This window comes from Methanomassiliicoccales archaeon (genome assembly GCA_029907465.1).
Lineage (GTDB): Archaea > Thermoplasmatota > Thermoplasmata > Methanomassiliicoccales > JACIVX01 > JACIVX01.
In genome coordinates this window covers 1-22927 of record JARYLV010000005.1, presented here as the reverse complement: position 1 = coordinate 22927, position 22927 = coordinate 1, and the positions used below count along the sequence as shown (strand labels likewise).

At 46.8% G+C, this 22927-nt stretch carries 24 protein-coding genes and 1 tRNA gene; 11 read left to right on the top strand and 14 right to left on the bottom strand.

Features of this window, described 5'->3' with window-relative positions; all coding sequences use genetic code 11:
• Positions 1 to 161 precede the first annotated feature (161 nt).
• Positions 162 to 1280 carry a site-2 protease family protein gene (locus tag QHH00_03110; protein ID MDH7508372.1) on the top strand — a complete coding sequence of 373 codons (1119 nt, stop codon included), beginning with the start codon at positions 162 to 164 and terminating at the stop codon, positions 1278 to 1280.
• Here QHH00_03110 and QHH00_03105 read toward each other — a convergent pair.
• From QHH00_03105 to QHH00_03090, 4 genes are read right to left on the bottom strand one after another with little or no spacing between them, the layout of a single operon-like run.
• On the bottom strand, positions 1273 to 1575 hold the full coding sequence (locus tag QHH00_03105) for a hypothetical protein (GenBank protein MDH7508371.1): 303 nt from the start codon (positions 1573 to 1575) through the stop codon (positions 1273 to 1275). The two genes, QHH00_03110 and QHH00_03105, sit on opposite strands and share 8 nt — an antisense overlap.
• Positions 1550 to 2146: an AAA family ATPase gene (locus QHH00_03100; protein MDH7508370.1), complete on the bottom strand. Its 597-nt coding sequence runs from the start codon at positions 2144 to 2146 to the stop codon at positions 1550 to 1552. Before QHH00_03100 ends, QHH00_03105 begins: the two co-directional genes overlap by 26 nt.
• 3 nt (positions 2147 to 2149) lie before the next feature.
• Positions 2150 to 3424, bottom strand: coding sequence for an aldehyde ferredoxin oxidoreductase N-terminal domain-containing protein (locus QHH00_03095; protein ID MDH7508369.1), 1275 nt, complete (start codon positions 3422 to 3424; stop codon positions 2150 to 2152).
• Between the two features lies 1 nt (position 3425).
• Positions 3426 to 3767, bottom strand: coding sequence for a 4Fe-4S dicluster domain-containing protein (locus QHH00_03090; protein ID MDH7508368.1), 342 nt, complete (start codon positions 3765 to 3767; stop codon positions 3426 to 3428).
• 245 nt (positions 3768 to 4012) lie between these two features.
• Here QHH00_03090 and QHH00_03085 point away from each other — a divergent pair, with 245 nt between their 5' ends.
• On the top strand, positions 4013 to 4402 hold the full coding sequence (locus QHH00_03085) for a roadblock/LC7 domain-containing protein (protein ID MDH7508367.1): 390 nt from the start codon (positions 4013 to 4015) through the stop codon (positions 4400 to 4402).
• Between the two features lies 1 nt (position 4403).
• On the opposite strand, the gene pyrI is transcribed toward QHH00_03085, so the two are convergent.
• The 3 genes from pyrI to QHH00_03070 all read right to left on the bottom strand — a co-directional run bounded on the left by pyrI (position 4404) and on the right by QHH00_03070 (position 6259).
• Complete coding sequence (gene pyrI, locus QHH00_03080; GenBank protein ID MDH7508366.1) at positions 4404 to 4862, bottom strand: aspartate carbamoyltransferase regulatory subunit; 459 nt, start codon at positions 4860 to 4862, stop codon at positions 4404 to 4406.
• Complete coding sequence (gene pyrB, locus QHH00_03075) at positions 4849 to 5847, bottom strand: aspartate carbamoyltransferase (GenBank protein ID MDH7508365.1); 999 nt, start codon at positions 5845 to 5847, stop codon at positions 4849 to 4851. Before pyrB ends, pyrI begins: the two co-directional genes overlap by 14 nt.
• 61 nt (positions 5848 to 5908) lie before the next feature.
• Entirely contained in the window at positions 5909 to 6259 is a 351-nt protein-coding gene (locus QHH00_03070; protein MDH7508364.1) for a helix-turn-helix domain-containing protein, read from the bottom strand.
• 108 nt (positions 6260 to 6367) lie between these two features.
• On the opposite strand from QHH00_03070, the gene QHH00_03065 reads away from it, so the two are divergent.
• The 7 genes from QHH00_03065 (at position 6368) to arcS (ending at position 10309) form a co-directional block, all read left to right on the top strand.
• Positions 6368 to 6592, top strand: a complete 225-nt coding sequence (locus tag QHH00_03065) for a sulfurtransferase TusA family protein (protein MDH7508363.1) — start codon at positions 6368 to 6370, stop codon at positions 6590 to 6592.
• Positions 6593 to 6602: 10 nt separating this feature from the next.
• Positions 6603 to 6962, top strand: coding sequence for a DsrE family protein (locus tag QHH00_03060; protein ID MDH7508362.1), 360 nt, complete (start codon positions 6603 to 6605; stop codon positions 6960 to 6962).
• A gap of 24 nt (positions 6963 to 6986) precedes the next feature.
• Complete coding sequence (locus QHH00_03055) at positions 6987 to 7397, top strand: DsrE/DsrF/DrsH-like family protein (protein ID MDH7508361.1); 411 nt, start codon at positions 6987 to 6989, stop codon at positions 7395 to 7397.
• 7 nt (positions 7398 to 7404) lie between these two features.
• Positions 7405 to 7707 (top strand): sulfurtransferase complex subunit TusB, encoded by a 303-nt coding sequence (tusB, locus tag QHH00_03050; protein ID MDH7508360.1) that lies wholly within the window; start codon positions 7405 to 7407, stop codon positions 7705 to 7707.
• Between the two features lie 26 nt (positions 7708 to 7733).
• Positions 7734 to 8093, top strand: coding sequence for a DsrE family protein (locus QHH00_03045; GenBank protein MDH7508359.1), 360 nt, complete (start codon positions 7734 to 7736; stop codon positions 8091 to 8093).
• A 4-nt stretch (positions 8094 to 8097) separates the two neighbouring features.
• Positions 8098 to 8457 carry a DsrE family protein gene (locus tag QHH00_03040; protein ID MDH7508358.1) on the top strand — a complete coding sequence of 120 codons (360 nt, stop codon included), beginning with the start codon at positions 8098 to 8100 and terminating at the stop codon, positions 8455 to 8457.
• A gap of 88 nt (positions 8458 to 8545) precedes the next feature.
• Positions 8546 to 10309, top strand: a complete 1764-nt coding sequence (gene arcS, locus QHH00_03035) for an archaeosine synthase subunit alpha (protein MDH7508357.1) — start codon at positions 8546 to 8548, stop codon at positions 10307 to 10309.
• Positions 10310 to 11570: 1261 nt separating this feature from the next.
• Here arcS and QHH00_03030 read toward each other — a convergent pair.
• Positions 11571 to 11669 (bottom strand) — tRNA-Gly (locus QHH00_03030).
• Positions 11670 to 11839: 170 nt separating this feature from the next.
• Positions 11840 to 12082, bottom strand: coding sequence for a hypothetical protein (locus tag QHH00_03025; protein ID MDH7508356.1), 243 nt, complete (start codon positions 12080 to 12082; stop codon positions 11840 to 11842).
• Positions 12083 to 12568: 486 nt separating this feature from the next.
• On the opposite strand from QHH00_03025, the gene QHH00_03020 reads away from it, so the two are divergent.
• On the top strand, positions 12569 to 16663 hold the full coding sequence (locus QHH00_03020; GenBank protein MDH7508355.1) for a tetratricopeptide repeat protein: 4095 nt from the start codon (positions 12569 to 12571) through the stop codon (positions 16661 to 16663).
• Positions 16664 to 16690: 27 nt separating this feature from the next.
• On the opposite strand, the gene truD is transcribed toward QHH00_03020, so the two are convergent.
• The 5 genes from truD to QHH00_02995 all read right to left on the bottom strand — a co-directional run bounded on the left by truD (position 16691) and on the right by QHH00_02995 (position 22196).
• On the bottom strand, positions 16691 to 17995 hold the full coding sequence (gene truD, locus QHH00_03015; protein ID MDH7508354.1) for a tRNA pseudouridine(13) synthase TruD: 1305 nt from the start codon (positions 17993 to 17995) through the stop codon (positions 16691 to 16693).
• A 3-nt stretch (positions 17996 to 17998) separates the two neighbouring features.
• Entirely contained in the window at positions 17999 to 18274 is a 276-nt protein-coding gene (locus QHH00_03010; protein ID MDH7508353.1) for an RpoL/Rpb11 RNA polymerase subunit family protein, read from the bottom strand.
• Positions 18275 to 18321: 47 nt separating this feature from the next.
• On the bottom strand, positions 18322 to 20085 hold the full coding sequence (locus tag QHH00_03005) for an ATP-dependent DNA ligase (GenBank protein MDH7508352.1): 1764 nt from the start codon (positions 20083 to 20085) through the stop codon (positions 18322 to 18324).
• A 90-nt stretch (positions 20086 to 20175) separates the two neighbouring features.
• The gene (locus QHH00_03000; GenBank protein ID MDH7508351.1) at positions 20176 to 21792 is read right to left on the bottom strand and encodes a helicase-related protein; all 1617 of its coding nucleotides are present in this window, start codon (positions 21790 to 21792) and stop codon (positions 20176 to 20178) included.
• An 83-nt stretch (positions 21793 to 21875) separates the two neighbouring features.
• A complete protein-coding gene (locus tag QHH00_02995) occupies positions 21876 to 22196 on the bottom strand; it encodes an iron-sulfur cluster assembly accessory protein (protein ID MDH7508350.1) in 321 nt (106 codons plus the stop codon).
• A 157-nt stretch (positions 22197 to 22353) separates the two neighbouring features.
• Between QHH00_02995 and QHH00_02990 the strand changes: the two genes are divergently transcribed.
• Positions 22354 to 22875 (top strand): GNAT family N-acetyltransferase, encoded by a 522-nt coding sequence (locus QHH00_02990; protein ID MDH7508349.1) that lies wholly within the window; start codon positions 22354 to 22356, stop codon positions 22873 to 22875.
• The last annotated feature ends 52 nt before the right edge of the window (positions 22876 to 22927 follow it).

Here is a 22927-nt window from a genome sequence, read left to right as displayed (position 1 = left end):
AATAAAGGTTATGCATGAAGCGATGTTCTTGAATTCTTTGAAGTCGAAAGATAGTCGTAACTGACCACTTGGTTGATAAAGATCGGAAGTTCTGGACGACCTTGAGCGAATATTAAATAGACAGGATAAATGAATAACTGTCTGTGCGTACATCACTCCGCATGGGATCGATCAAGGGAATTCCCATTTACTTTCACTTCACTTTTCTCATCATTATCCCGATCTTTGCGGCATTTTTTGCATTTACTGGCGTGAAAATTGACGGCATTATTTTTGGCTTTTCATTTCTTGACGTCTCCCTTCCCGCGAAGCTGGTGCTCGGTGCTATTTGTGCGATCACTTTCTTCCTCACCATTCTCCTCCATGAGATTGGTCACTCCTTCATCGCGCTGAGGCACGGGTATCGCATCAAGAGCATCACTCTTTTCTTGTTTGGTGGTGTGGCGCACCTCGAGGAGACGCCGCGTGATCCAAGAGTTGAGGGCACCATGGCATTTGCTGGTCCCGCGACGAGTTTTGCAATTGGATTTGTTCTCATCGCAATTGCGTTACTTCTCAACGATCTTCCGCGAGGAAACGTGCCTATTCAAGCTTTAAGAATCATGTGCGGCACGATTGGCTTCTATAATCTGTTGCTCGGAGGATTCAATCTCATCCCTGCTTTTCCGATGGACGGAGGAAGGATTCTGAGGTCGATACTCGCGTCCCAAGTCGGGATGTTAAGGGCAACGGATATGGCAGTGAAGATTGGCAAAGGAATCGCCGTCGCAATGATAGTGATCGGGATCGTCTTCTTTGATATTTTCATCGTGCTCGTCGCTCTCTTTATTTACACGGGCGCGTCGGAAGAAGCACAGATGACGAAACTCATGCTCGCCCTCGAGGGCGTGAAGGTTCACACGATCATGAATCCAAATGTTTACTGGCTTGAACCATCAATGAGCGTCGATGAAGCTTTGAAGAAAATGATAGTGGAGCGACGCTTAACATATCCCGTCGTCGAGAATGGTGTACTTCTGGGCATCATTACTTCTCAGGCGGTCGCAAGCGTTCCTCTGAATGAGAGGAGTAACGTGAAGGTAGCTCAAATTGTAAATCCCTCGATGCCCTATGTGAGGGACTACATGGACGCCTCCGAAATACTCAAGATCATGTCACCACAGAATGATTTTGTAGTTGTTTTGGATTCAAGGGATGAATTCGTCGGAAGCATATCGAGAGATGAATTCAAGAGGATCGTCTCTTTGCTCGCCGTTCAGAAGGGAATCCCGCTCAACTAGGGGTCGAGGATTGTTCTGTCCTTGCATCTTTGAGGCGCCGATAGATCTCAATCGCAATTGATTCAGCTTCTTCTCTGTTGCGGATCGGACGGATCAAAAGCCGCCCATTTGTATAGATGGTCATCTCAACATCATTCTGTCTTGCGATGATCATCACACCTGGATTGATGATATCCATTCCATACCTCTCAAGAATTGCAGCCGCCTGATCTAGATCGAACCGGACCGGCTCTTGCGGTATGACTGAAAAGGCATCGCCTGCGCACAATCTAACGGTCTTGAACTTCATTTCCATCTATTTCCTTCAAAAGCGCTCGCACGTTCTCTCTGAATTCCTCGAGTGTCCCCTCGTTGACGACTACGCGGTCGGCCAGAGCGATGAGATTGCCGAGCCCCCATCTGAGCTCTCTTTGATCCCTCTCCTGAAACTGTTCAAAATTCGCTGGCGCGTCCGATCGATTTCTCCTCTTGAGGCGATCGTATCTTGTTCTCGCTGAAGCATGAATCGCGATGACGATTAGATCCTCACCAAATGCGTCCTTGAATATGGACAGTTCCGATTCTCCCCTGCATCCATCAATGACCGTTTTTTTGCTCTTTACCAGAGGAACCGTTCTTTTCGCCCAGATATCGTATCCGTATTTCAATCGCTCTGAATGAGCAAAATTCCCGATGTTCTGGTCATCTGATGCGATTTTCTTCTCTGCCGCTTCCATCCGTACAACGTCGCCCATTCTCACAACGTCGAACCCCATCTCTTTCGAGACTTTGACAAACTCCTCTTTTCCTGCGCCTGGCATGCCCGTCACAATGATCACTTTCATATCATCACCGATGATCCCTGTACCAAGAATCCGTCCCAACATAACTCACGTGAAAATAGTTCTCGCTAGCGATTTCAAACTCGATGGTTCCATATCCAAATCAATGCAGACCTTGATGAATTCCGAGACACGCTCGACATCGATCCCCAGTCTCGCTGCATACCGTGGGCAAATGCCAAGAATATAAGCAAGTGCGATTGCGGTTTCATCACCGCCATTGGGGGCAAAGGGACTGAAGACGTCTGGTCTATATGCCCCTTCAACCGATACGACCGAGGATACATCAGATTTTTGTGATGCCAGGTTAACGAGGGATTTCCTAGCGTTTTCAAACTCCTGGCCTTGAATGAGGTTTGAGGCATTTATTGGCTCGATGCCAAGTCTGCTTGATAGTTCAAGTAGTCTTGCTGATTCGATTGCGTCAAAGCCTGCGTTAAGAAATGCAAGATAGCCAGGAGCATCTACAATCAGTACGCCTGGTTCCTCGACCCCCTCTTTAAGTACAGATGCGGGTTCATTGTATTTCACAAAAGTCCTGCAGGGCCAGGGACAACCGAAGCATGCGGAATCACGATGCTTGATCTCATCAAAATTCTTTAAAGATGCGGATGGAGGGATGAGACTTCGAATCCCTTGGGCCCCATCAACTCTCTTTCTCGCATCCTCTATTGCGGCAACACACAAGTCAAAAAAAGGTTCCGCGTCAGCGACTTCGAGCTCACCCATTCCTCTCGTACCAATCGCCTTCAACTGCATTTCGCCCAACCGCGCACCAAAGCCGACTTTGTCCCCCTCTGACCAATAGTTCACAATGAACTGAGCAATCGTACCTTTGTTTTCACCCGCCTGACCAATAGAAACAACCTGAATTCTATCTTCGCCTTGCTCATCTCTTATGTAGTCAACAGTCTTCCAAGTATCCTTTCCCCAAATCTCTTTAGCAGGCAGTATATCCGCAATTTCGTCATGAAGCCAAAGGTATGCAGGATCGTCAGATCTTCCATAAATGACGATAAAATCAAACCCCGCAAGCTTGAGCTCTGCACCCATGAAGTTCACGATTGGAGCGTGCATTACTTTCCCAGTGATCGGAGATCGCGCAGTCATGATAGACATTGATGAGCAGGGGATCATCGAGGAAGTGAAAAGTCCTGTTCCGATGATGACTGGGTCTTTGTCTTGAAATTCCTGATAGAGGGTGTTGTTGACGGTAGCGCCACCGAGGAAACGGATGACTATGTCATCGTCGAGTGAACGTTCATGGACTTCTCCCTTTTCGAGGTCAACAATGATCATGTTTCCAGTGTACATATAGTCCATACTATTCACCTTCATAGAGGCAACCAGAAGGACAAATCTTCACGCAGTATGGAATCTCGCCGTTACATTCGTCACATTCTTCTCTGAGTAGAATGGGCTTCGCACCCGCACCATCTTCCTCCCCCCGATTACCTTTCCCCTGGATTTCGATTCCTTCAGGCCGGCCAAGCACGAGTTCATCGTCAGGTCTTTTGATCATGACGCCAAAGTAGTTTTTCTTGTCATCGAGATGCAACATGATGCTTGATCTCATCGTCGTAATTACGCGGTCTCTCCTAAAACTGCAAGCGAGTTCGCAAAGCCCGCATCCTGTGCATTTTAGGGTGTCAAGTCGCAGTGGCACCGAATTCACCATCAGTTTGTAATGATCTATCTTTATTTAATTGATGCCTCAGAGGTGTTAATAGATGACATCAAAAACTTGATGACTTTGGGTCAGGCGGATGTCGGTAGAAATTCAGGCCATTTTTCTCCCATCTGTTTTCAAAAGACTTCCCAAACTTTGGAAATCATTAAATGATATTTCACTAATGTGGTACTCTATATTATCTGGGTAAGTCGATTTCCGATTCGCTCTGGGGGATCCTCTTGAGGCCAGCAAAATCGATTGAAAGTGTGCTTGAGAATATCATTCGCGAGGAGATGGAAAAAAACCCCTCTATTCAGAATGTCTTCATCATTTCGAAGACTGGTTTGATGATCGCAGGCAAATCTCTCTCTCAGATCCCCTCCGAAACATTCTCAGCGATGATCGCAATCATTTACTCATCAGCGGAATCGACAAAGACGGAGAACATGAAAGAAAAATTGGAATATGTTCTCGCCGTGTTTGAAAAGAAAAAATTATTCATTACGGAGTTCAACCCAAATCTCCTCATCGTCGCTACTGTAGACCGAGAAATGGATGATCTCCGTGTTCTTGACGATCTTCAAAGAATCGTCATCCGCGCGAAAGAAGAGCTAATCTGGCTAAGATAATTCAGATAATATGATCTGATATATTTTCTAGAATTCTGTCGCAATAGATACAGCGAAGGATCGGCGGATCCTTGCACTCCACGACGAATTCCGGCTCAACTGGCTCTGATAGGTTGGTGATACAGTTTGGATTTCCACATCGGACAATACCTCTGACAACATCTGGCAGTCTGACCTTGTATTTCTCCGCGACGTTGAAATCGCGTATGATATTAATCGTCGCTCGCGGAGAGATGAGCGCAATTTTGTCGACTTCGCTCGGATCGAGTTCCCTGTCTTCTACCTTCACAACGTCCTTCCATCCAGCTTTTTTTGAAGGCACGTGCATTAGAACGCTGACTGTTGAATGGATCTTCTCACCGTCGACCCCGATGATTCTAAGAACCTTCAGCGCCATTCCACATTCGATATGATCGATGACCGTACCATTTCTTATTGGCGTCACTCTAAAATCCTTCATTGACATCCACTCCTAGCAGAAGAAGCAAAATCGCCATTCTTACTGGCACACCGTTGAATGCCTGTTGAAAGTACCTTGCGTGAGGCGTGTTGTCGACCTCTGGTGCGATTTCATCAACGCGCGGCAATGGGTGCATGATAATGAGGTCTTTCTTTGCTTCCCTCAGAATAGATTTGTCTATTCTGTAAGAGCCAGCAACCTTGAGGTACTCACTCGGATCAGGAAAACGTTCTCTCTGGATTCTCGTAACATAGAGGACATCTGCCTCTGCGATAACCTCCTCCAGTTTCGAAGCAAGCTTCGGTTTCTGGCCCAATCGCTCAACTTCCTTTATTGTTTCCTTAGGCATCTGTAAGTTCTGAGGTGCTACGAGCCACAAATGAGCCCCGAAAAGTGCGAGCGCTTCGGCGAGAGAATGTGCAGTCCTCCCATATTTAAGATCGCCAACCATCACGACATTCATTCCCTCGATCTTCCCTTTTTCTCTTCGAATCGTGAAGAGGTCGAGGATTGTCTGGGTTGGATGCTGACCTGCGCCATCTCCTCCATTGATAACTGGTTTTGTAGAGAAATGCGCCGCAAGTCTCGCCGCTCCTTCATGAGGGTGTCGCAGGACAATTACATCTGCGTAAGATTCAACCATTCGGATTGTGTCAGCGAGCGTCTCTCCCTTTGCGACCGATGTCATCAACGGATAAGAAACGTCGAGGACTTCGCCACCGAGCCTCACCATCGCACTTTCGAACGATAGTCTCGTCCTCGTCGAGGGCTCGAAAAAGAGGTTAGCGAGAATGCGTCCTTCCAGCACTCTTGTCTTTTTTTCACCTCTTGCATAAGGGATCATCCTTTCGGCGAGGTCCATGATCTGTTCAATACTCTCTTTCGACAAGTCGCGTATGGAAACGATGTCAGAATTCCTGAATGTGCTCATGTTCCTCATTTCTGAATTATCGAAGTGCCTATATGACCTCTTCGATGTTGCCATCCTGCGTTTGGGAGTTATAGTTGGACATAAGATGTTAACAATGGTCTGAGTCTTGCACGGATCAGCCAAATTTTGAAAGTGCTTCCTTGAGCTTTGAGTACCAGTTCTCGACGCACTCTTCGAGTTTCTGTTTTAATTCCCTTCGGTCGATCGCTGTGTAAAGATGATAGTACCCTCCTCTCTCGATCCCTTTGGTCTCTCTGTAACACAAACCGCATGCGACGAGTTTCTGGAGCGCTCTATAGACAGTGCTTCTTTCCTTTTCCAATATTTCGGCCAACTTGTTGGCACTAGATGGACCGACCTCTGATAATTTCCTGTAGACAAGTAGCTCAAAATCATTGAGATTGAAAGCACATTTGGCGATGTCTTGGCAGGTTGTAACCTCTGAGAGGAGTCTTTCGGGTATCATAATTCTCCCCTAATCTGTAATACGAAAGGCTTATAAGCGAGTGGTTATATATATTTGTTGCACAACCGTGCAAAACCGATTAAAAAAAAATCGTGAGGAGAGTGTTTTATGAAAACAGAAATACTCGACTGCAGAGGACTTATGTGTCCGATGCCGATCGTCAAACTGGCAAAGAAGATCAAGGAAGTGGAGCCTGGCAGCCTCATCGAACTCATTGCTGACGATGTCGGTTCCAAGGAAGATGTTCCAGCGTGGTGCAAGAGAACGGGAAATGAACTCGTTGAGATGAAGGAGGAAGGGGGAGTTTATAAGTATATTATAAAAAAGAAATGAGGTGACTGGAATGGATAAGTTATTGATTATTGCAACACATGCAGAAGATAATCCAGAAAAGGCAACGCTACCTTTTGTTGTCGCGGTGACGGCACTTGCGTCTGAGATGCAACCAGTTGTCGCACTACAATCGATGGGCGTGTATCTTGCAAAGAAAGGATATGCGAAAATGGTTCACGAATCCAGTTTCCCACCAGTCGACGAACTGATTGAATCGTACCTCAGTAGTGGTGGGAAACTCCTTGTTTGTTCGCCCTGCATGAAAAAAAGGGGGATTGAACCGAGTGATTTGATCGATGGGGCCGTCGTCGTAAACGCCCCGACCCTTGTAAAGGAAATCGGCGAAGCCAAGGCGGTTTTGACATACTAGTTAATGAATCAGGGAGGGAAGCGAATGACAGAAGCAAAGAAATTATCGATAGTCGTTTCAGAAGGAACCTTTGATAAGGCGATGATGTCAGTCATACTGGCCAATACCGCGGCAAGCATGGGAATGGAAGTCCATGTCTTCTACACGTTTTTCGGTTTGAGTCTACTCAAGAAAGGAGCGAACCCAAAATTGCCTGGGATATACAGACTATTTACCGGCGTCTTCAGAAAACGCATGGCGAAAATCGGAATTGAGGACTTTTCAAATCAGCTCAAAATGGCCATAGAGCTAGGCGTTAATGTTTATGCTTGCAGTACGACGATGAATCTCATGCAAGTGAAGAAGGAAGACATGATTGATGGCGTGAAGGTGCTTGGAGCTGCCGCATTCCTGAACATCGCCGCTGACTCAGACATACAGTTGTTCATAGGATAGTGATACAATGCCCTCAGTTCTTTTCGTACTGCTTAAATCACCATCTGAGTATCACTCTCTGGAACATCTCCATAAAATCGCTGGGAACGAAAAGAGAGCTGCTGTTCTCTTTGAGGATGCCGTTTATTTCGCCGTCGACAGAAGGAGGAGTAAAGAGCTTCTCGATATCGTTGGTAGGGCGTACATAATCTCAGACGATTTAAAAGCTAGAGGGTTCAGCGAACAAGATGCGAAGGGATACGAAGTCATTGATTACCCTGCCGTCGTCGATCTCATCATGGAAGAATATGATCAGATAATTACCGTATGATCGAGGATCTAGATGGAGGCGTTTTTATGGCAAAGACACTGACGATTCATATTAGGTCTGGAACAATGATGAATATGGATGCCAACGTCATGGTGAAAATCGCTGAGGCGGCGATCGCCAAGGGTTACAAAGTTAACATTTTTGGATACGGTGAAGGGGTTATGACGATCAAGGAAGGGCAGGATCCAAAACGGTTTCCCAATATCGGGAAGATCCTTCAGGAACTCGCTGACAAGGGAGCGACGATTGCGGTTTGTGAAACCTGCTGTGCGGCACGCGGAATCAAGAGAGGTGAGGAAATCAAAGGTTCTAAGATCGGGAGCCTCACCAACGACCTATCGAAATTCATTGCAGAAAGTGATCGAATGATAACGTTGGCAAGGTGAATCAATGGCTGAAAGTATCGCTGTATTGATTACAAAGCCACCATATGGTACGGAAGATGCTTTCGCAGGGCTTCGACTTGCTCTCGCAATGATCGCAAGTGGCATCATCGAAAGAACATCAGTCGTGTTGATTGGTGACGGGACGCTGAACGCAGTTGCATCCCAGAAACCAGATACGATTCAAATGCCTTCGAACATCGAGGCGATCCAGGATGTCCTCGATTTCGATGCTCCTGTATACTGTGTTCGAGAGGACCTTTTTGAAAGAGTAGGCGAGATCGAGACAATGACGGGCGTTGAAATGGTGACTTGGGAAGAAGCGCGCTCAATCATCTCGGAACACCGGCTCGTTACGACGTTCTGAAATCCTTCAATCTTTTCTTTGTAACTATTTTTTCTTTTATGGGATCATAGACAATTCTTTAAATTGTCCGGATTCTCATACGCTGAATATGATCGAAGTGATTTCCAGGGGAGGACCCGGAAGGATCGCCAAGTGGTCACGCGGTGAAACGATACTTGAAACGCCTAACATTCTTTTCTTTTCGTCTAGAAATTATCCCCTGCCATCCTTCGCTCAATTACTTATAAAAGCAAATGATGAGGGCCAGCGCGAAATCATCGATTCATGCAATCGGCGACTGATTGCGTTTCCACCAGAGGACTATGTCAAACCAACATTATCGTGGCTCTCAGCGAAAGGTGATGGTATCTCACGGGTATCAGAGGACGCGGCGATTGTTCGAGCTGCACCAGGTGAGATCACTAATCGGTGTATAGGAATCGAAAATTCAAGCGCAGAAATCGTTTCATTAGAGGGAGCGTTTGAGCTTAGAAGAAATGCGAGATTGCTCGTTGAGAGCATTGTGAGGTTGAGGGAGGCGATTGGACCAAGCAAGCTGATTTACCTGCCAGGGATTATGGATCCCAGTAATCTCGCGGTTCTCGTTTATCTCGGAGTCGATTTATTCGACTCATCTTTTCTGATCTACAGCGGCAATCTCGGACTCTTGTGTCTTCCAGAGGGATCGGTGCCTGCCGATCAAACGTCATGGTTATCTCCCGGCGACACTTGCGAGTCTATTATTAAATTCAATTTGGAATCTGCGTGGAGAGAGCTTCAACTTGTAAAACTCATGATGAAACGAGGTCACCTGAGGGAATTTGTCGAACTACGTGCAAATGTCAATCCTTGGGCTGTTGCGGTTCTCCGAATTCTTGATCTGGAATTCTATGAGTACCAAGAGAAATACACGCCAGTGACTGGTCAGAAGATCTTCTGCAATTCGAAAGAATCACTTTATAGACCTGATGTCTGGCGTCATCGACGAAGGATGCTCGAGCGCTACAAGCCACCTTCGAGCAAGAAGGTTCTCCTCCTGCTCCCTTGTTCAGCTAAAAAACCTTATTCCTTTTCTCGGACGCATCGGATTATTGAAAACATCATCACGTCGATTGAAAACTGGCGGGTCGTGCATCAGGTGGTTGTGACCTCGCCTCTAGGTCTCGTTCCAATGGAACTTGAATTATTCTATCCAGCTGCTCATTACGACGTGCCGGTGACGGGACATTGGGATATGGAAGAGAGGTCGATTGTGGTAGATATGATCAGGTCACTTGCCAAACATAATTATGTGGCCACTGTGTGCCATCTGGGGGAAGAGATGGATTTTGTTAGTGAGAGTATCGATTGTCTTACCACCTCCGTCGGCAGCCCGACATCGAGGGAATCACTTGAGACCTTGAAGGTGGAACTGGCGAGGATATGCAAGGATCTGCCGGTTGTGAGCAAAGAGGAAGATCGCCTCTGTCAACTGGAATCGATTGCGCGATTTCAATTTGGGCACGGTGGAGAAATCCTCCTCGAGGGTTGTGAAGTGCGGGGTAAGTATCCCTATCTAAAAATCATGGAAGATGACAAACAGGTCGCTATTCTCACCCCAGAGCGAGGGATGCTCTCTTTAACATTAAGAGGCGCTGAAAAGATTCTGCCGATAAGAAGAAATTGGGTCGAGATCGAGGATTTTGAGTTGAAGGGAAATCTTTTCGTCGCTGGCGTCAGGGACGCGGATAGGAGTTTAAGAATCGGCGATGAAGCAGTTGTTTTGAGAGACGGGTCGCTGAAGGCAGTTGGGATCGCCTCTATGTGCGGGGAAGAGATGGTACGCTCCAAGCGTGGCGAGGCTGTAAATGTCAGGCATCTGGCACAAGAGTAGTTTATCTGCCTATCTTTGGAGTACTTTCGGTGACCTCTCCCGGCATTCCTTTTAAAGGTGACCGGCAATTGATCGATGCAAATAGGAAGTGTCCTGATGTTTGAAGCAGACGTTCAACACTACGATTGGGAAGAAGTCTACAAATTGTTTGGCGTATCTATCAGGCTATTTGATGGAATTCAGGATGAACAGCCATCCCTCAGTGGGGGAAATCGAGGCCTCCTTCCCCCCACTGTTACTTTTTAACATGCGTATCAGCACAAGATCAACTCCCTACCAGACTCAAATTCCTCTGGAATAGAGTTCTTATATCCCCCTAGATAAGACCAATACGTTTTTTGCGATTTGACACCGATGTATCGATGGATCTCTACATCTTGGTGTTTCGATCATCTGCTAGACAAAAGTACTGCTTAAATCAAAAGATCTTGTAGTATAGACTAACATTCGCTCATATGCAAAAGCGAATCCGGTCATCGTCGATTGCTTGAGTTTCACCAATTTCCTGTCAGAAATCTTAGACTGGGCACGGCTTATTTGCCGGATTGGACAAGCTTTGCAACCTTTCCCCTCCAGTTTAAATAAAGACCCAATAGTTCAGCGCTTCTATCGTACAGAATTTGACTGGATTATTCAGAGTTTATGAACGACAATCCCCGATGAAAAGCCGATGAATGCCTAATGTTGTTGAGAAACAAGTCACGTTCCTTTGCGCATTCCGAATCCGCTTCATCTTTTCATAAACGATTATCGCGAATTCATATAGAGGAATCCTTGCACGAATGAAGGTATCTGTAGTCCACAATTTAAACTGCTACTTGCCCTTTTGTCGGTAATTGGCTCCATTTCCGGCGTAGTGAATGGATCACATTCATTGAGAGAATATGGGCCATTTAATTGGAGAAGAAAAGATGTTTTTCATGCCAGAATCAGATTCTAGTCTACATTAGTCATTGTGCATTGTACTTTGATACTACCACAATACCAGTAGGTCTAATTAATTCCGTCTCGAAATAAAAAGATGCAAGGATATTGTGAGACGAGCGACTATCTTTATTGAAAATAGTCAGAAAAATGCCAGTAAAGGCCAGGGGAGCATGGTTGTTTACGGGGAAAAAATCATCGCGGATATCACTAGACTTTGACGACAAACTATTATCAATCGAACGGCGACAATCCATTTTTGAACGTTAAAGAAAGAACGATCAAGAAAATCTTGCGGGAGTGTCTGCAGTTGTGATTGGAAGATTTTACAAAAAAGTGCAGGTGCCGGGATTTGAACCCGGGCCGTTGGCTGTCCTCAACCGATCGATATCGGTTATGGAAGGCCAAAATCCTAACCAGACTAGATCACACCTGCATATTCTCTCATTCCTCCTTAACAACGATCGGTTTTAAATTTTTAGCGGTCGGTGTCTGGATTGCAAGAATTATCGGACTGTAAAAGAAACCAAAAAAGTGTTCCAGACTCACACCCACTTTCTGTCAAAATGATCCGAAGGGGTGTCTGATACACCCCTTCCCAGGAGATCACGGTAAGGCTAGAACAAATTCTTCAAGGTCGATATTCGTGGTTTCTGGCAAGTTTCCTGTCATACTCATTGCAACAGGAAGAAGATCATCAATAAATCCCCACACTTCCCTCGCATCAATACCAGATAACTCCATTTCCTGTGCCAATCTCTTTAGATCGCCAATAGTATGATTGCGCATCCAGTCAGCAACGCGCGAATCAAATTCCAGCAACTCTTCGCCTTGGTGATCTCCTGTCAATTCTGCATCCCATCCCTTAAGAGGTTTCTGTCCGACTATTGTCAGACAAAAATCATTATGTGATCACTTATACTTAAGTTTTTGCATTTTAGATTCCTCTACCTGCAGCCTCGCCAGGATATCGACAGTAACGGCATCTCGTTTTTCGGGGTTCTCTCAAATATATCCACACCTCTACCCGCTCTTGCTGCATCAGCGTAGAAGGTCGAGGAATCAAAGATTGTTCTGGGTGTCTGGCCAAAAGCTTTTTGAGGTTAAATGGGCATTTAAGCAGTGTTTGGTGATGGGATGGGATATTTTCAATCATTGTTCGATGCGGAGCTAAAAACATTGCGGAAAGCGAGAAAAATTATTGATGATGCCAATTTGCGATTTAGTTCTGGCAAGCTTGATTCTGCAAAATCTGAACTGGGTAAAGCCAGAGATATGATTTTTGAGCAAATCCCGAATGTGAAGAACTATCCAAAAGAATTTTCAGAGATCTTGGTGTCTCTCTCCGAAGCTTATTTGAAAGTTGGTTTGCCTGAGGAGGCGGTCAGGGCTGTCGACAAAGCTACGAATCTGACCCCCAGCTCTGTCAGCGCGGCGATCTGTAGGGCAAAATCACTTGCAGCCATCGGTTCGGTCGAAGAGGCTTTGCTGGTACTTGACAAAGTGATTGCTCAGGATCCGAGCAATAAAAATGCGTGGGCGGAGAAAGGGAAAATTCTTGACGGCAGTGGCAGAGAATTGGAAGCACTCCGTTGCTACGAGAAGATCGTCGAACTCGATCCCAACGACATTTCCTATTACGATATTATCCTCGCCAAGACCTCGGACAAGATAACATGGCTGAGGAAAAAGGGAGAGGCCCTCATGCGAAATCAAAAAGCCGAGGAAGCCCTTAAAATATTGGACGAAGCCATCTCCCTCTCTCCCCGGAACCTAGAAGTCCTTCTCGCCAAGGGAAATGCACTTGTTGTCCTCAACCGGTATAACGATGCAGCGATGGTGTACGATGAAGTGCTGCTCCTGGATCCTCGCAATTTCACGGCACATCTTAACAAGGCCCGCTCTCATAGGGAAAAAGGCGAAGTAGATGATGCCTTGCGGCACTACCGCGAAGCGTTGAGATCTGAACCATCTCATAAACAAACCTGGCTTGAAGCGGGGACAATGCTGGAGCAACTCGGTAAATATGAAGAGGCACTGAGGTCATATGATCGGGCGCTAGAACTCGATAATAATTATCTTCCGGCTCTAGAAGGAAAATGCAGTGTTCTGAAAAAACTAGATAAAAATGCGGAGCTCGTCGAGTGCTGTTCAAAGCTGCTGGAATTGAGTCCTGACGACATCCAATGGGTTGTTACAAAGGCGGAGGCCCAGATGAAAATCGACCAGGTGGAAGAAGCGTTGAAGACCGTATCGAGTGCGCTCGAGCGTTTTCCTCGGGAGCCCGAGTTGCTTAAGGAAAAGAGGATTGCGCTGTACGCCCTGAATAGATACGATGATTTGATCGACGTCTGCAACGTCATCCTTTCGTTACGTCCCGATGATGTTGATGCGTTGCACGACCAGGGTTTCGCTTATTACAAGACTGGAAAGCTCCATGAGGCGATCAAGGCTCTTGAAAAAGCGTCAAAAATACAGCCAGATCGCGAGAGCACCTTTGTTATTCTCAAGGAGTGCTTCAAGCACCTCGAGAAGGACAAGGATGTTCTAGAGGCATGTGATCATATCCTCAGGATCAACCCCAAGAATAAATTCGCCCTCATGGACAAGGCAATTGCACTTGACAGGCTTAATAAGAGAATCGACGCCGTTGAAATGTACAAAAGGGTGCTTGAAGTCGATCCAACTGATGAAGAAGCGCTCAAGAACATATCGATCGCCCTTTTCACACTGAGGCGATATGATGAGGCGCTTGAATGGTCATCGGCTGGCGCGACCTCTTACCCATCGAACAAGATCTTCTGGCGTGTGCGTGGCGACAGTCTCTATGCGCTCGGAAGGTTTGATGAAGCAGCAGAAGCTTTCACAAGAGGCATCAATATTGATCCTCAGGACAGCAAGCTCTGGTACTCTAGGGGGCTTGCTCTGGAAAGTGCGAAGAGATTCGAAGAAGCCCTTGCCTGTTATGAAAAGACACTGTCACTTGATCCAGATGACAAGAATGCATGGATCAGCAAGGGCGTCACGCTTGAATGGCTCGAGAGGTATCCAGAGGCACTCTCATCGTATGATGTCGCGATCACTATTGACCCCGATAACCGATTTGTGCACATTCGCCGGGGTTACGTGCTTGCAAAAATGAATAGGCATGACGAAGCCGTCGCCGCCTTTGATCGCGCGCTCGATATTTCGCCGAAAGATCTTGAGGTCCTTGAAGCAAAGAAGCAGTCTCTAAAAGCACTCGAAAAATACAGCGAAGTGATAGGGGTTTGCGACCTTATCATAAAGCTAGATTCTCGCAACAAGAATGCATGGTTCGACAGAGGTGTTGCATCTCACCGTATTGGCGATCTCGCCGAGGCAATCAGATCCTTTGATAGGGCACTAGAGATTGATCCGTACGATTTGAGCATCCTGGAACACAAAAAGTTAGCGGTCATCGCGGGTGGGGATCTGAATGAAATCCTTAGCGTGACAGAACGTATTCTCCATATCGATCCGCGGAATAAGCTCGCGCTGATTGATAGGGGGATGGCACTTGAAAAAATCGGCCGTTTTGATGAGGCCATTGAAAATTATGATAGAGCGATCAAGATAGACAATACAGACAAGGTCGCATTTTACCACAAGGGTCTCGCTCTAACGGAACTAGGGAGGTATAGAGAGGCCGTAGAGGCGTTTGACCAGGCTTTCAAATTGGATCCGACCGACCCATACGCTCTTGATAATAAGGGAAGAGCTTTGCTTCTCATGCACAACTTCGTCGACGCTCTGCGGGTTTTTGAGCAGTGTATCAGGATGTCCCCGTCAAATGCGAGATTCCACACCGATAAAGGGAGGGCGCTTGCATCACTCGACAGGCTCGGGGAGGCGATTGAGTCGTTTGATCACGCCCTCCAGCTTGATCCTTCAGATGCACAGGCTTGGAAATACAAAGGCGGTGTACTCTTTAGGATGGGGGATTATGAAGAGGCAGCGAGTTGCTACTCGAAGGCGATTGAACTTGGCGTTGAGGACGCCGCGACCTATCGTTTCAGGGGGAAAGCCCTGGAGAAGTTAAATCGGCTCGAAGAAGCCTTGGAAAGTTATCAGCGGTCTATTGCCATTGATGCCAACACCCCTTCAGTGTGGTTGAGCATGGCGACCGTTCAGATGAAATTAGGCGACTTAACGGCTGCCACCACAAGCATTGATCGTTCTATTGACCTCGATCCGAACGACAAGGAAGCGTGGATTGTCCGAGCAAATATTATGCAGAAATTGGAGAATGCGGAGGAAGCCATCAAGTCTTATGACAAGGCGATAGGGATTGACCCAAAGGAAAAGGTTGCCTGGGCTGGAAAGGGCTCCGCATTATTGAGTCTCGAAAAATACGAACAGGCCAAACGGGCTTTTGAAAAGGCTTTGGAACTCGATAGGAATTATGAGCTGGCAATAGAGGGATTGAAGGTAGCAGAGGCGAGACTCAGGGAGAAAGAGATCGCAGTGCATGCTGAGAAACTTCTCGAGTATGAGTATCGGGCGGGAAAGAGGCTCACGAGGGAAGAAGTCTTCCGTGATGCAGGTGTCCCATTCTCCTACCTTGATGATGTGATGCGGTATCTCGACCAGAGGGAAAGTGTCAACATTAATACATTGACCGACGAAGAGTTCGATGAATACGAACGGCTATCGCGATCGATAATACTGGCTGCATACAGAAATCCTAACGTGGGGAGATACGGATTGCGCCTGTGCGATGTCTTTATGAACATGCCAGAAAGAGATATCAGGAAGGCCAAGAAGGTACTAGCATACATCGAGGCGGTCAATGAAATCGACTTCTCTGGCGCCGCAGCGGATGAGCGTTCCGATCGTTTCATTCGGGCGGCACTCAATTTACCTGAGGAGCAGCGCTCGGCAATCGGTTTGATGGAAAACCTCGGTCTGGGAATCTATAACGCGAGGAAACTTGCTGGTATTCTCAGGTCATTGAAAACAGAGGCGTATAAAGCCCCGACAGTACGCGTCAAAGAAATACCAGAGCGCGTGCGGCTCGTGGACGTGGAAAGGGAAGAGAAGTCTAAGGCACCTGATATCAGGAAAGAGCCGGTGGAGAAGCCCAAGGTGCGAACGGAGCAGGAACTCTATTCGAGGTTATATGGGGAGACAAGGAAGGTTGAAGCAACACCACAGACTGAGGATCTTAAAGGACGTCGGTGTTTGTTCCATGGAAGCCAGGCAGTGACGCGGTGTGCGTCCTGCGGCACGCTCCTTTGCGCAGATTGTGTTACAAAATCGAATTACTGTCCGAGATGTGGCACACCCATTGATAAGAAAGGCGTGAAACCAGGGGAGAAACCGGAAGCGTCAAAAGAAGCGAGAGTGGCCAAGGAAAAAGCAGATCAGGGCGAAGAGGATAAGGGCTCGAGGGACTGGACGCGGTTATGATTGCGCAGGTTCTATGACAATGGATCTCTAATAAGATGTCACGTCTCCTTTCATGATTTCCCTGAGAAGGGCCGTCGCGTAACAACCGCGGTCAAGAGAGAATGAGATCAATACTTCATTGTTCTCAACGAAATACTCTAAATTCTTTATTCTCGCAAGAAGCTCTCTTCTGCTGCCCCTCGAGCTGCACTGTGGTAGTTCAGGGACAACGAAATCACTCTTGGTGATCCCCTCGCCCTCGATGATTTCTCTCTCGATTGCTCCCATCTCTCCCTCTGCCAACTCACTCTCTGAACCGAACAGAACGCCGCTGACAAATGCCTTCCCTTCTGCAACTCTTTTCTCCGCAAGGTCGACGTTTTCCTTTGTTACGAGAACGTAGTGATCGTGATCTGGTAATCCTCTTGCATCGGCAGGCAGAACGACATCCCCAACGACTGGCCGGTTGAGTGGCAAATTCCTCTTGATTCTTTCGCTGAGAATCTTATTAAATAAATATGATTGATATGCGTGGACAAACATCATTTGGAGATTTTCTGGGAGTGATCGAATAGCACCGACGTAATCACCAGGGTGTTTGACAAGATGTGAAATGACGGTCCTTTCAAAGACAAGTTTTCTCGGGAAGACCCTGAGAGCAGTTTCGAAATCTCTAGTTTCCTCGAGCCTTCTGCGGGCCTCTCTAACTTCTTCACTCTCGTAATCAATCGGATTTGCTACGTAAGTCATGACTGCCCTTTCAAAATCACCTTTGATGATGTACCTACCGACGTGATGGGTCACGGGCCTAATCACACCGAAACGCTGGATCCCAAAAAAATTGGGGAAACCACCAGATTGCTCCAAAATCGAGAGGGTCTCCTTGAGGATTTTTGCGAGCTCTTCATCGTGATATAGACACTCCCTGATCCTGATCTTGAAAGAATTGCCAATGAGATCACCGATCGTGATCGGTTTTCGAGCACGATATGCATCGGTGATAGCGACTTGGTGCATGTACAATGAAGTGACATTTTCAATAGGGGCATCAAAAGACATCAGCTGTGTGGTAACCGCTCTCTTGTCCTTCGTTCCAGCAAAGCCTATCTTGTTCCTACTGATCCTTAGGCTCTTAGCGAGGTGCCTCACGAGTCGATTCATCTCCCAGTTGATTGAGGTCACTTTTGCAATTGTATAGCGACCGTTCTCATCTTTTTCTGGGAAATCCGAAATTTCCTCGACGATAAAATCCTCTGGCTCCTTCCTCAACTTTCCACCGATGCCTGGCGTATCGGTGAAGAAAACTTCTATACCCAACTCTTTCTCTCTGGGGTGGCTTGGGATGTGATCCATGACCTACTTCAATTCCTTTTCGAGTTTTTCTCTTGCCTCTTTGAACTGGTTTGCCAGTGATTTGGATGCGCGCTTAAGTGCGGTCTGAGGTTTACCGTTCTTCACCCTTACATAAAGAACTGGGAAGTCTAGTTCCGGGTGACCAGTTGTGAATTTGACCTCGGCAACACCCTCATCGAGCAAAAGCTCACTAACGAGTGGAGAAATTAATGTCATGTCAGCGTCCTTAATACGGATCTTGATTGAATCCTTGCCTTTTTCAATGAGTTCAAGTTCCATGGCCGCTCTTATCTTACTTCTCTTTATAAAGCTTTTTGATGACGCCACTATTCTTCAATTCTTTTCAACTGGCGCTTGTACATTTCTGTAAGTTCGGCGCTCGTCGTCGCTTCACGCGGGTTCTTATCCGAGCGGAATCGGCTGGTAAATCTCGGAAATCTGATCGCAAACCCTGCATCTTCTTTTATGAGCGAATACGAGCAGGTGTGGGTCGGGCTCAACGTAATTTCTGATCCGAGGACCTCCATGACGATGGCGGGCTCGAACCAGTAGTCCGCTTCTAGCTTTGATCTGACTTTCGGATGGACTGTTTGCCGTTTGTACGGTTCAAGCATTGACGGAAGAGCTGCGAGCGTCGCGTCATCGAAACCACTCCCCAGTTTGCAAACTGTTTCGAACGTATCTTCTTTGTCATTGTAAGTTGCCATAAGGAGCGCTCCGTATACTCCCTTCCGCCTCCCTCTCCCAGCGAATGCGCCGACAACAACCAGATCAACGGTATCTGACATCTCCGACCTATATTCTTTCTTGTATTTGATCCAGAGGAAACCGCGTGCACCTGCGCGGTAAATCGAATCCTCTCCGATGGACTTTGCCATAAGTCCTTCGCAGCCATCCTTGAGAGCTTCTTCGAAAAACCGTTCGACATCCTCGACACGGTCAAGGATTCTTATTTCAGATAATCTGACATCTTCTGACGGTTTGATGCACTTTTCGAGCGCCCTCCTCCTCTCCAGAAAAGGAGATCTGGTCAGGTCAGTGCCATCAAGGTACAGGCAGTCAAAGAGAAAGGTTCGAACGGGGTAGTCCTCCACAGCGATTGAGAGATCATACTTTCTGCCCCTCCTATGTGAGACCTCCTGGAATGGAAGCATTTCCCCCGTATTGATGTCGACAGGAACACATTCTCCTTCAATGATCACATCCCTTGAAACAAAAGCCTCTCGCAATGCGTTCACGACATCAGGGAACTGGTCTGTTATATCCTCGAGACGGCGCGAGAAAAGTTTAATCCTTTTTTGTGAATCAATATGCGCTTGGATCCTTACGCCATCGTACTTGTACTCAAATGCACAACGTCCTCCCATTCTCTCAAGAATCTCTTTGGGTGATGACAGGCGTTCAGCCAGCATCGCTCTGATCGGATTTCCAATAGACACACTTATCTTGCGCAATGCCTCGACGCCTTCCTTGCAGAGTATTTCACCAACAAGGCCAAGGTCAGAGGTAATATTGAAAGCCCTTTCGATCGTGTCCCTCTCACCTTTTCCCGCGAAGGCTTGTGCTAGCGCGTCGAGAACGGTCATGTCAGCAACTCCGAGCCTCATCCTGCCCGTTACAATCCTCGCAATATATTTCGATTCAACAGGCGTTGCATCGTGGAGGATGTCTGCAAGCATTTTGATTTTCAATTCTTGCGACCCGCTACCCTCCGCTTCTGCAATTTTCCTGAGATTGTCATAAACCCTATCCAGCGTCAGTGAAGTAGAAAAAAGCGTTGTCTGCTTTTTGCCTTGGAAGACCTTTTGAGCCACATTGCCAGGATCCCCCTCTTTCACGAGAAGGTCCTGGACCACTTGCTCCTTGACACCAGATGTGAAGCTGATCGCTTTCAATAAAAGCTTGTCAGCGATCCCCAGTTTCTGAGGATAGAAATCAGGGTATAGCTGTCCTTGTGTTAGATAAATAATCTTCCTCAGTGAAGAGCAATCCGCACTTTTGAAGAATTCAGCAAGAATATCAGTCATCTCGAGCCTGCTCGTTGTAGACTCAAGCGCTTCGTAAACCCGCACAAGTTCTCTGTAAAGCATACCTTATCAATTAGAGTCTGAGTATATAATTCATTAAGATAAAACTGATGAGAATATAAGGCTTGCATTCTTTTCCAGAATTGAAGGATTTCATAGGAAGTCAAAGACAGTTTTTTGCCCGCCTTCCTTCTGATCCCTCTTAAGCTCTGTTGACTCACCCTTCCCCCCTTTTTCTGCTGTACACTCCATGTTCTGAAGTTCTTTGTTGATCTGGAACAACCGCCGTCTCATCGCCTTTTCCTTTCTTTGACTTGTGAAGAAGTAAGCATCATCCCTCGTCCCCCTCGTCTTCAAGATGACAACCCGTCCAGGTCTTTGTCTTCCTGTTCTTCCCCTTCGCTGTATGCTCCTGATCTCAGATGGCACAGGCTCATAGAAAATGACCAGATCGGTCGAGGCGACGTCGAGACCCTCCTCTCCGACTGATGTCGCAACGATCACGTTAAAATCTCCTTTTCTGAATTTTTCGAGGACCTCAACCTGCTCTTTCTGTTTGAGTCCCTTTTCTTCCCCTCTTTCTGCCTGGCCTACGAGTTTTGCGACCCTCGCACCTTCGATCTTCGAGAGCTTGCTCGCGACAAGTTCGCACGTGTCTCGATAGTGGGTGAATACAATCGTTCTGGATTCGGGGCGAGCAATGATCTGATTCGACACGATGCTCATAACCCTGGAGAGTTTTGGATGCTCCATTTTTGTCCTTCTAAGCATGTCTCTGATTCTTTCGAAATCATCTGACTGCACGATGGATCTTGACGCCCTCGATCCGTTTTCTGACATCGCTTCGGATCTTATACGTTCAAGATAATTAGCCAGTGCGGTAGCTCCCTGCGTTTCCGCGAGTTCGAGTGCGTGGTTGATTTTTAACGCCATTGCCTGGAGGCTCAACCCCCTGTACAGCTGACTTCTCTTCTCACCAGAGTTAAGTCTTTCCTGGATTGTCTCACCTATCTCTAAAAGGTATTTTCTTGTTACTGGACGTTTTTCATCCATCAGTCCGAGAGTAATTAGGTCTCGGACGCATGATTCGAACATCGCTCTTAGGATTCTAATGATCCCTTTCATCTCGTCAGGGATGTCGACTTCGATAATTTGCATCTCGACATCTTGCATATATGGGGCAACGTCTGGGTCACTTTCGGAGCGGACTTCCACTCTTTGGATGCCAAGATTCCTGCACACCTCCTCGATTTTCGCCCCGCTGCTCCCAGGGGAGGCCGTCATACCCATGACCAACCTGCCGTATTCTTTGAACTCTTCAGCAATTCTTACGTAAGCGTAATTGCCAACTGCCCGATGAGCTTCGTCGAAAACGATCAACCGGACATCCCGCAAACTGATCCTTTCATACCTCAGATCGTTTGCAATGACTTGCGGGGTTGAAACGATGACATCATTTTCGAGCCAGCAGACTTCTCGCTCTCCTGGATCAACTTCGCCTGTCAGGCATACGACCCTTTTTCCAACGAGGTTTTCCCTCAAAAATGACGCATGCTGTTCCACGAGAGGTTTTGTTGGCGCAAGAACGAGGACTTTTCCACCTTCTTTGAGAAGGATTTCAGCAATCACGCGTAACGCAATGACTGTCTTTCCCATTCCCGTTGGGAGGACGATCAATGTCGAGGTTTCCAGGCATGTTCTTGAAAGTGAGGCCTGATAAGCTCTGTCCTCGATTTTATTTGGCTTGATGAGGGGATGCTGAACGAACACATGATCAAATCAGCTGAATCATAAAAGAAGATTTTGGAAAGGATAGCAAAAGTGTTTGAAGTTTACCTGATTGAGTGTTTCAATCAGTGACATCCGCCGCCGCACGAATCGCAGCCATTGATGTTTGGATTATGGATGATTAAACCAGAGCCCTGAGGCGTTTCAATGTAGTCGATTTTGCAACCTTCAAGCAGTTCTTGAGTTTCCTCATCATAATAGAATGAGAAGCCTTCCTGCTTGTCCTCGATATCGCCCTCATTTTTCTTCTCTTGAAACGCCATTCCAAATTGGGGACCGGAGCATCCAATTCCTGCGATGTAGATCCTAATCCCATATCCCTTCTTGTCATTCTTTTCGATAATATCGTTCAGGAACTTCGTCGCCTCTTCAGTAATGTATACCATATGTATTACACCTTGCGACTTTGACAAGCAAGCAACTATTTAATTTCTTTCCCTCATAGCTTAGTGCGCTCCTCTCTTTTACGACTGCCTAGGTCCTAAAAATTCAATAGAAAGAATCAGAAAAGGTTAAGTCAGGGCATTCCTCTTTTGAGCACGCATGGGGCTTGACAGATTCCTCTCATTGTCGTTCCGCTCATTTCAGAAGCACGATCTGCCAGTGCTCGCCAAGATCAGTCGGGACAACATGGCTCACATCATTCAATCGGCCTGGGGCGTCGAATGGAAAGATGAGCTCCTTATTGATACACTATGTGACGAGGACGCAAGAACGGAAATACTAGAGATCGATGGCAAGATCATCGGATATTACTGCATTTTTATCGAGGACAAGAGAGTTTTTATCGCTTCAATACAGGTAGCAAGGGCATATCAGCACCGTGGTTATGGTGCAGCGATGATCAAGAGGATAGAGACGATCGCTTCGCGCATAAATGCAGAGCGAGTAGAACTATGGGTTCAATCAAATAATGAAGAAGCAATCGGATTTTATGAACATATGGGGTTCAGGATCGTAGCAAGACAGCGCAATAATCTACTGATGAGAAAATTCATTCGGCCATTGGTCAGAAGAGATCAACGACAATTCAGAAGGGATTTCGATGGGAGAACACCTGCTTGAAATGGCAAAAGCCCTCGTACGCATCAAGGACGGGCGGATCACTGTTTTAAGG

What these genes read in the sequence shown, in the direction of transcription:
- QHH00_03110 (MDH7508372.1), top strand. Translation starts at nt 162, where the DNA reads ATGGGATCGATCAAGGGAATTCCCATTTACTTTCACTTCACTTTTCTC.
- QHH00_03105 (MDH7508371.1), bottom strand. Translation starts at nt 1,575, where the DNA reads ATGGAAATGAAGTTCAAGACCGTTAGATTGTGCGCAGGCGATGCCTTT.
- QHH00_03100 (MDH7508370.1), bottom strand. Translation starts at nt 2,146, where the DNA reads ATGTTGGGACGGATTCTTGGTACAGGGATCATCGGTGATGATATGAAA.
- QHH00_03095 (MDH7508369.1), bottom strand. Translation starts at nt 3,424, where the DNA reads ATGGACTATATGTACACTGGAAACATGATCATTGTTGACCTCGAAAAG.
- pyrI (MDH7508366.1), bottom strand. Translation starts at nt 4,862, where the DNA reads ATGAAGGATTTTAGAGTGACGCCAATAAGAAATGGTACGGTCATCGAT.
- pyrB (MDH7508365.1), bottom strand. Translation starts at nt 5,847, where the DNA reads ATGGCAACATCGAAGAGGTCATATAGGCACTTCGATAATTCAGAAATG.
- QHH00_03070 (MDH7508364.1), bottom strand. Translation starts at nt 6,259, where the DNA reads ATGATACCCGAAAGACTCCTCTCAGAGGTTACAACCTGCCAAGACATC.
- QHH00_03065 (MDH7508363.1), top strand. Translation starts at nt 6,368, where the DNA reads ATGAAAACAGAAATACTCGACTGCAGAGGACTTATGTGTCCGATGCCG.
- QHH00_03060 (MDH7508362.1), top strand. Translation starts at nt 6,603, where the DNA reads ATGGATAAGTTATTGATTATTGCAACACATGCAGAAGATAATCCAGAA.
- QHH00_03055 (MDH7508361.1), top strand. Translation starts at nt 6,987, where the DNA reads ATGACAGAAGCAAAGAAATTATCGATAGTCGTTTCAGAAGGAACCTTT.
- tusB (MDH7508360.1), top strand. Translation starts at nt 7,405, where the DNA reads ATGCCCTCAGTTCTTTTCGTACTGCTTAAATCACCATCTGAGTATCAC.
- QHH00_03045 (MDH7508359.1), top strand. Translation starts at nt 7,734, where the DNA reads ATGGCAAAGACACTGACGATTCATATTAGGTCTGGAACAATGATGAAT.
- QHH00_03040 (MDH7508358.1), top strand. Translation starts at nt 8,098, where the DNA reads ATGGCTGAAAGTATCGCTGTATTGATTACAAAGCCACCATATGGTACG.
- arcS (MDH7508357.1), top strand. Translation starts at nt 8,546, where the DNA reads ATGATCGAAGTGATTTCCAGGGGAGGACCCGGAAGGATCGCCAAGTGG.
- truD (MDH7508354.1), bottom strand. Translation starts at nt 17,995, where the DNA reads ATGGATCACATCCCAAGCCACCCCAGAGAGAAAGAGTTGGGTATAGAA.
- QHH00_03010 (MDH7508353.1), bottom strand. Translation starts at nt 18,274, where the DNA reads ATGGAACTTGAACTCATTGAAAAAGGCAAGGATTCAATCAAGATCCGT.
- QHH00_03005 (MDH7508352.1), bottom strand. Translation starts at nt 20,085, where the DNA reads ATGCTTTACAGAGAACTTGTGCGGGTTTACGAAGCGCTTGAGTCTACA.
- QHH00_02995 (MDH7508350.1), bottom strand. Translation starts at nt 22,196, where the DNA reads ATGGTATACATTACTGAAGAGGCGACGAAGTTCCTGAACGATATTATC.
- QHH00_02990 (MDH7508349.1), top strand. Translation starts at nt 22,354, where the DNA reads ATGGGGCTTGACAGATTCCTCTCATTGTCGTTCCGCTCATTTCAGAAG.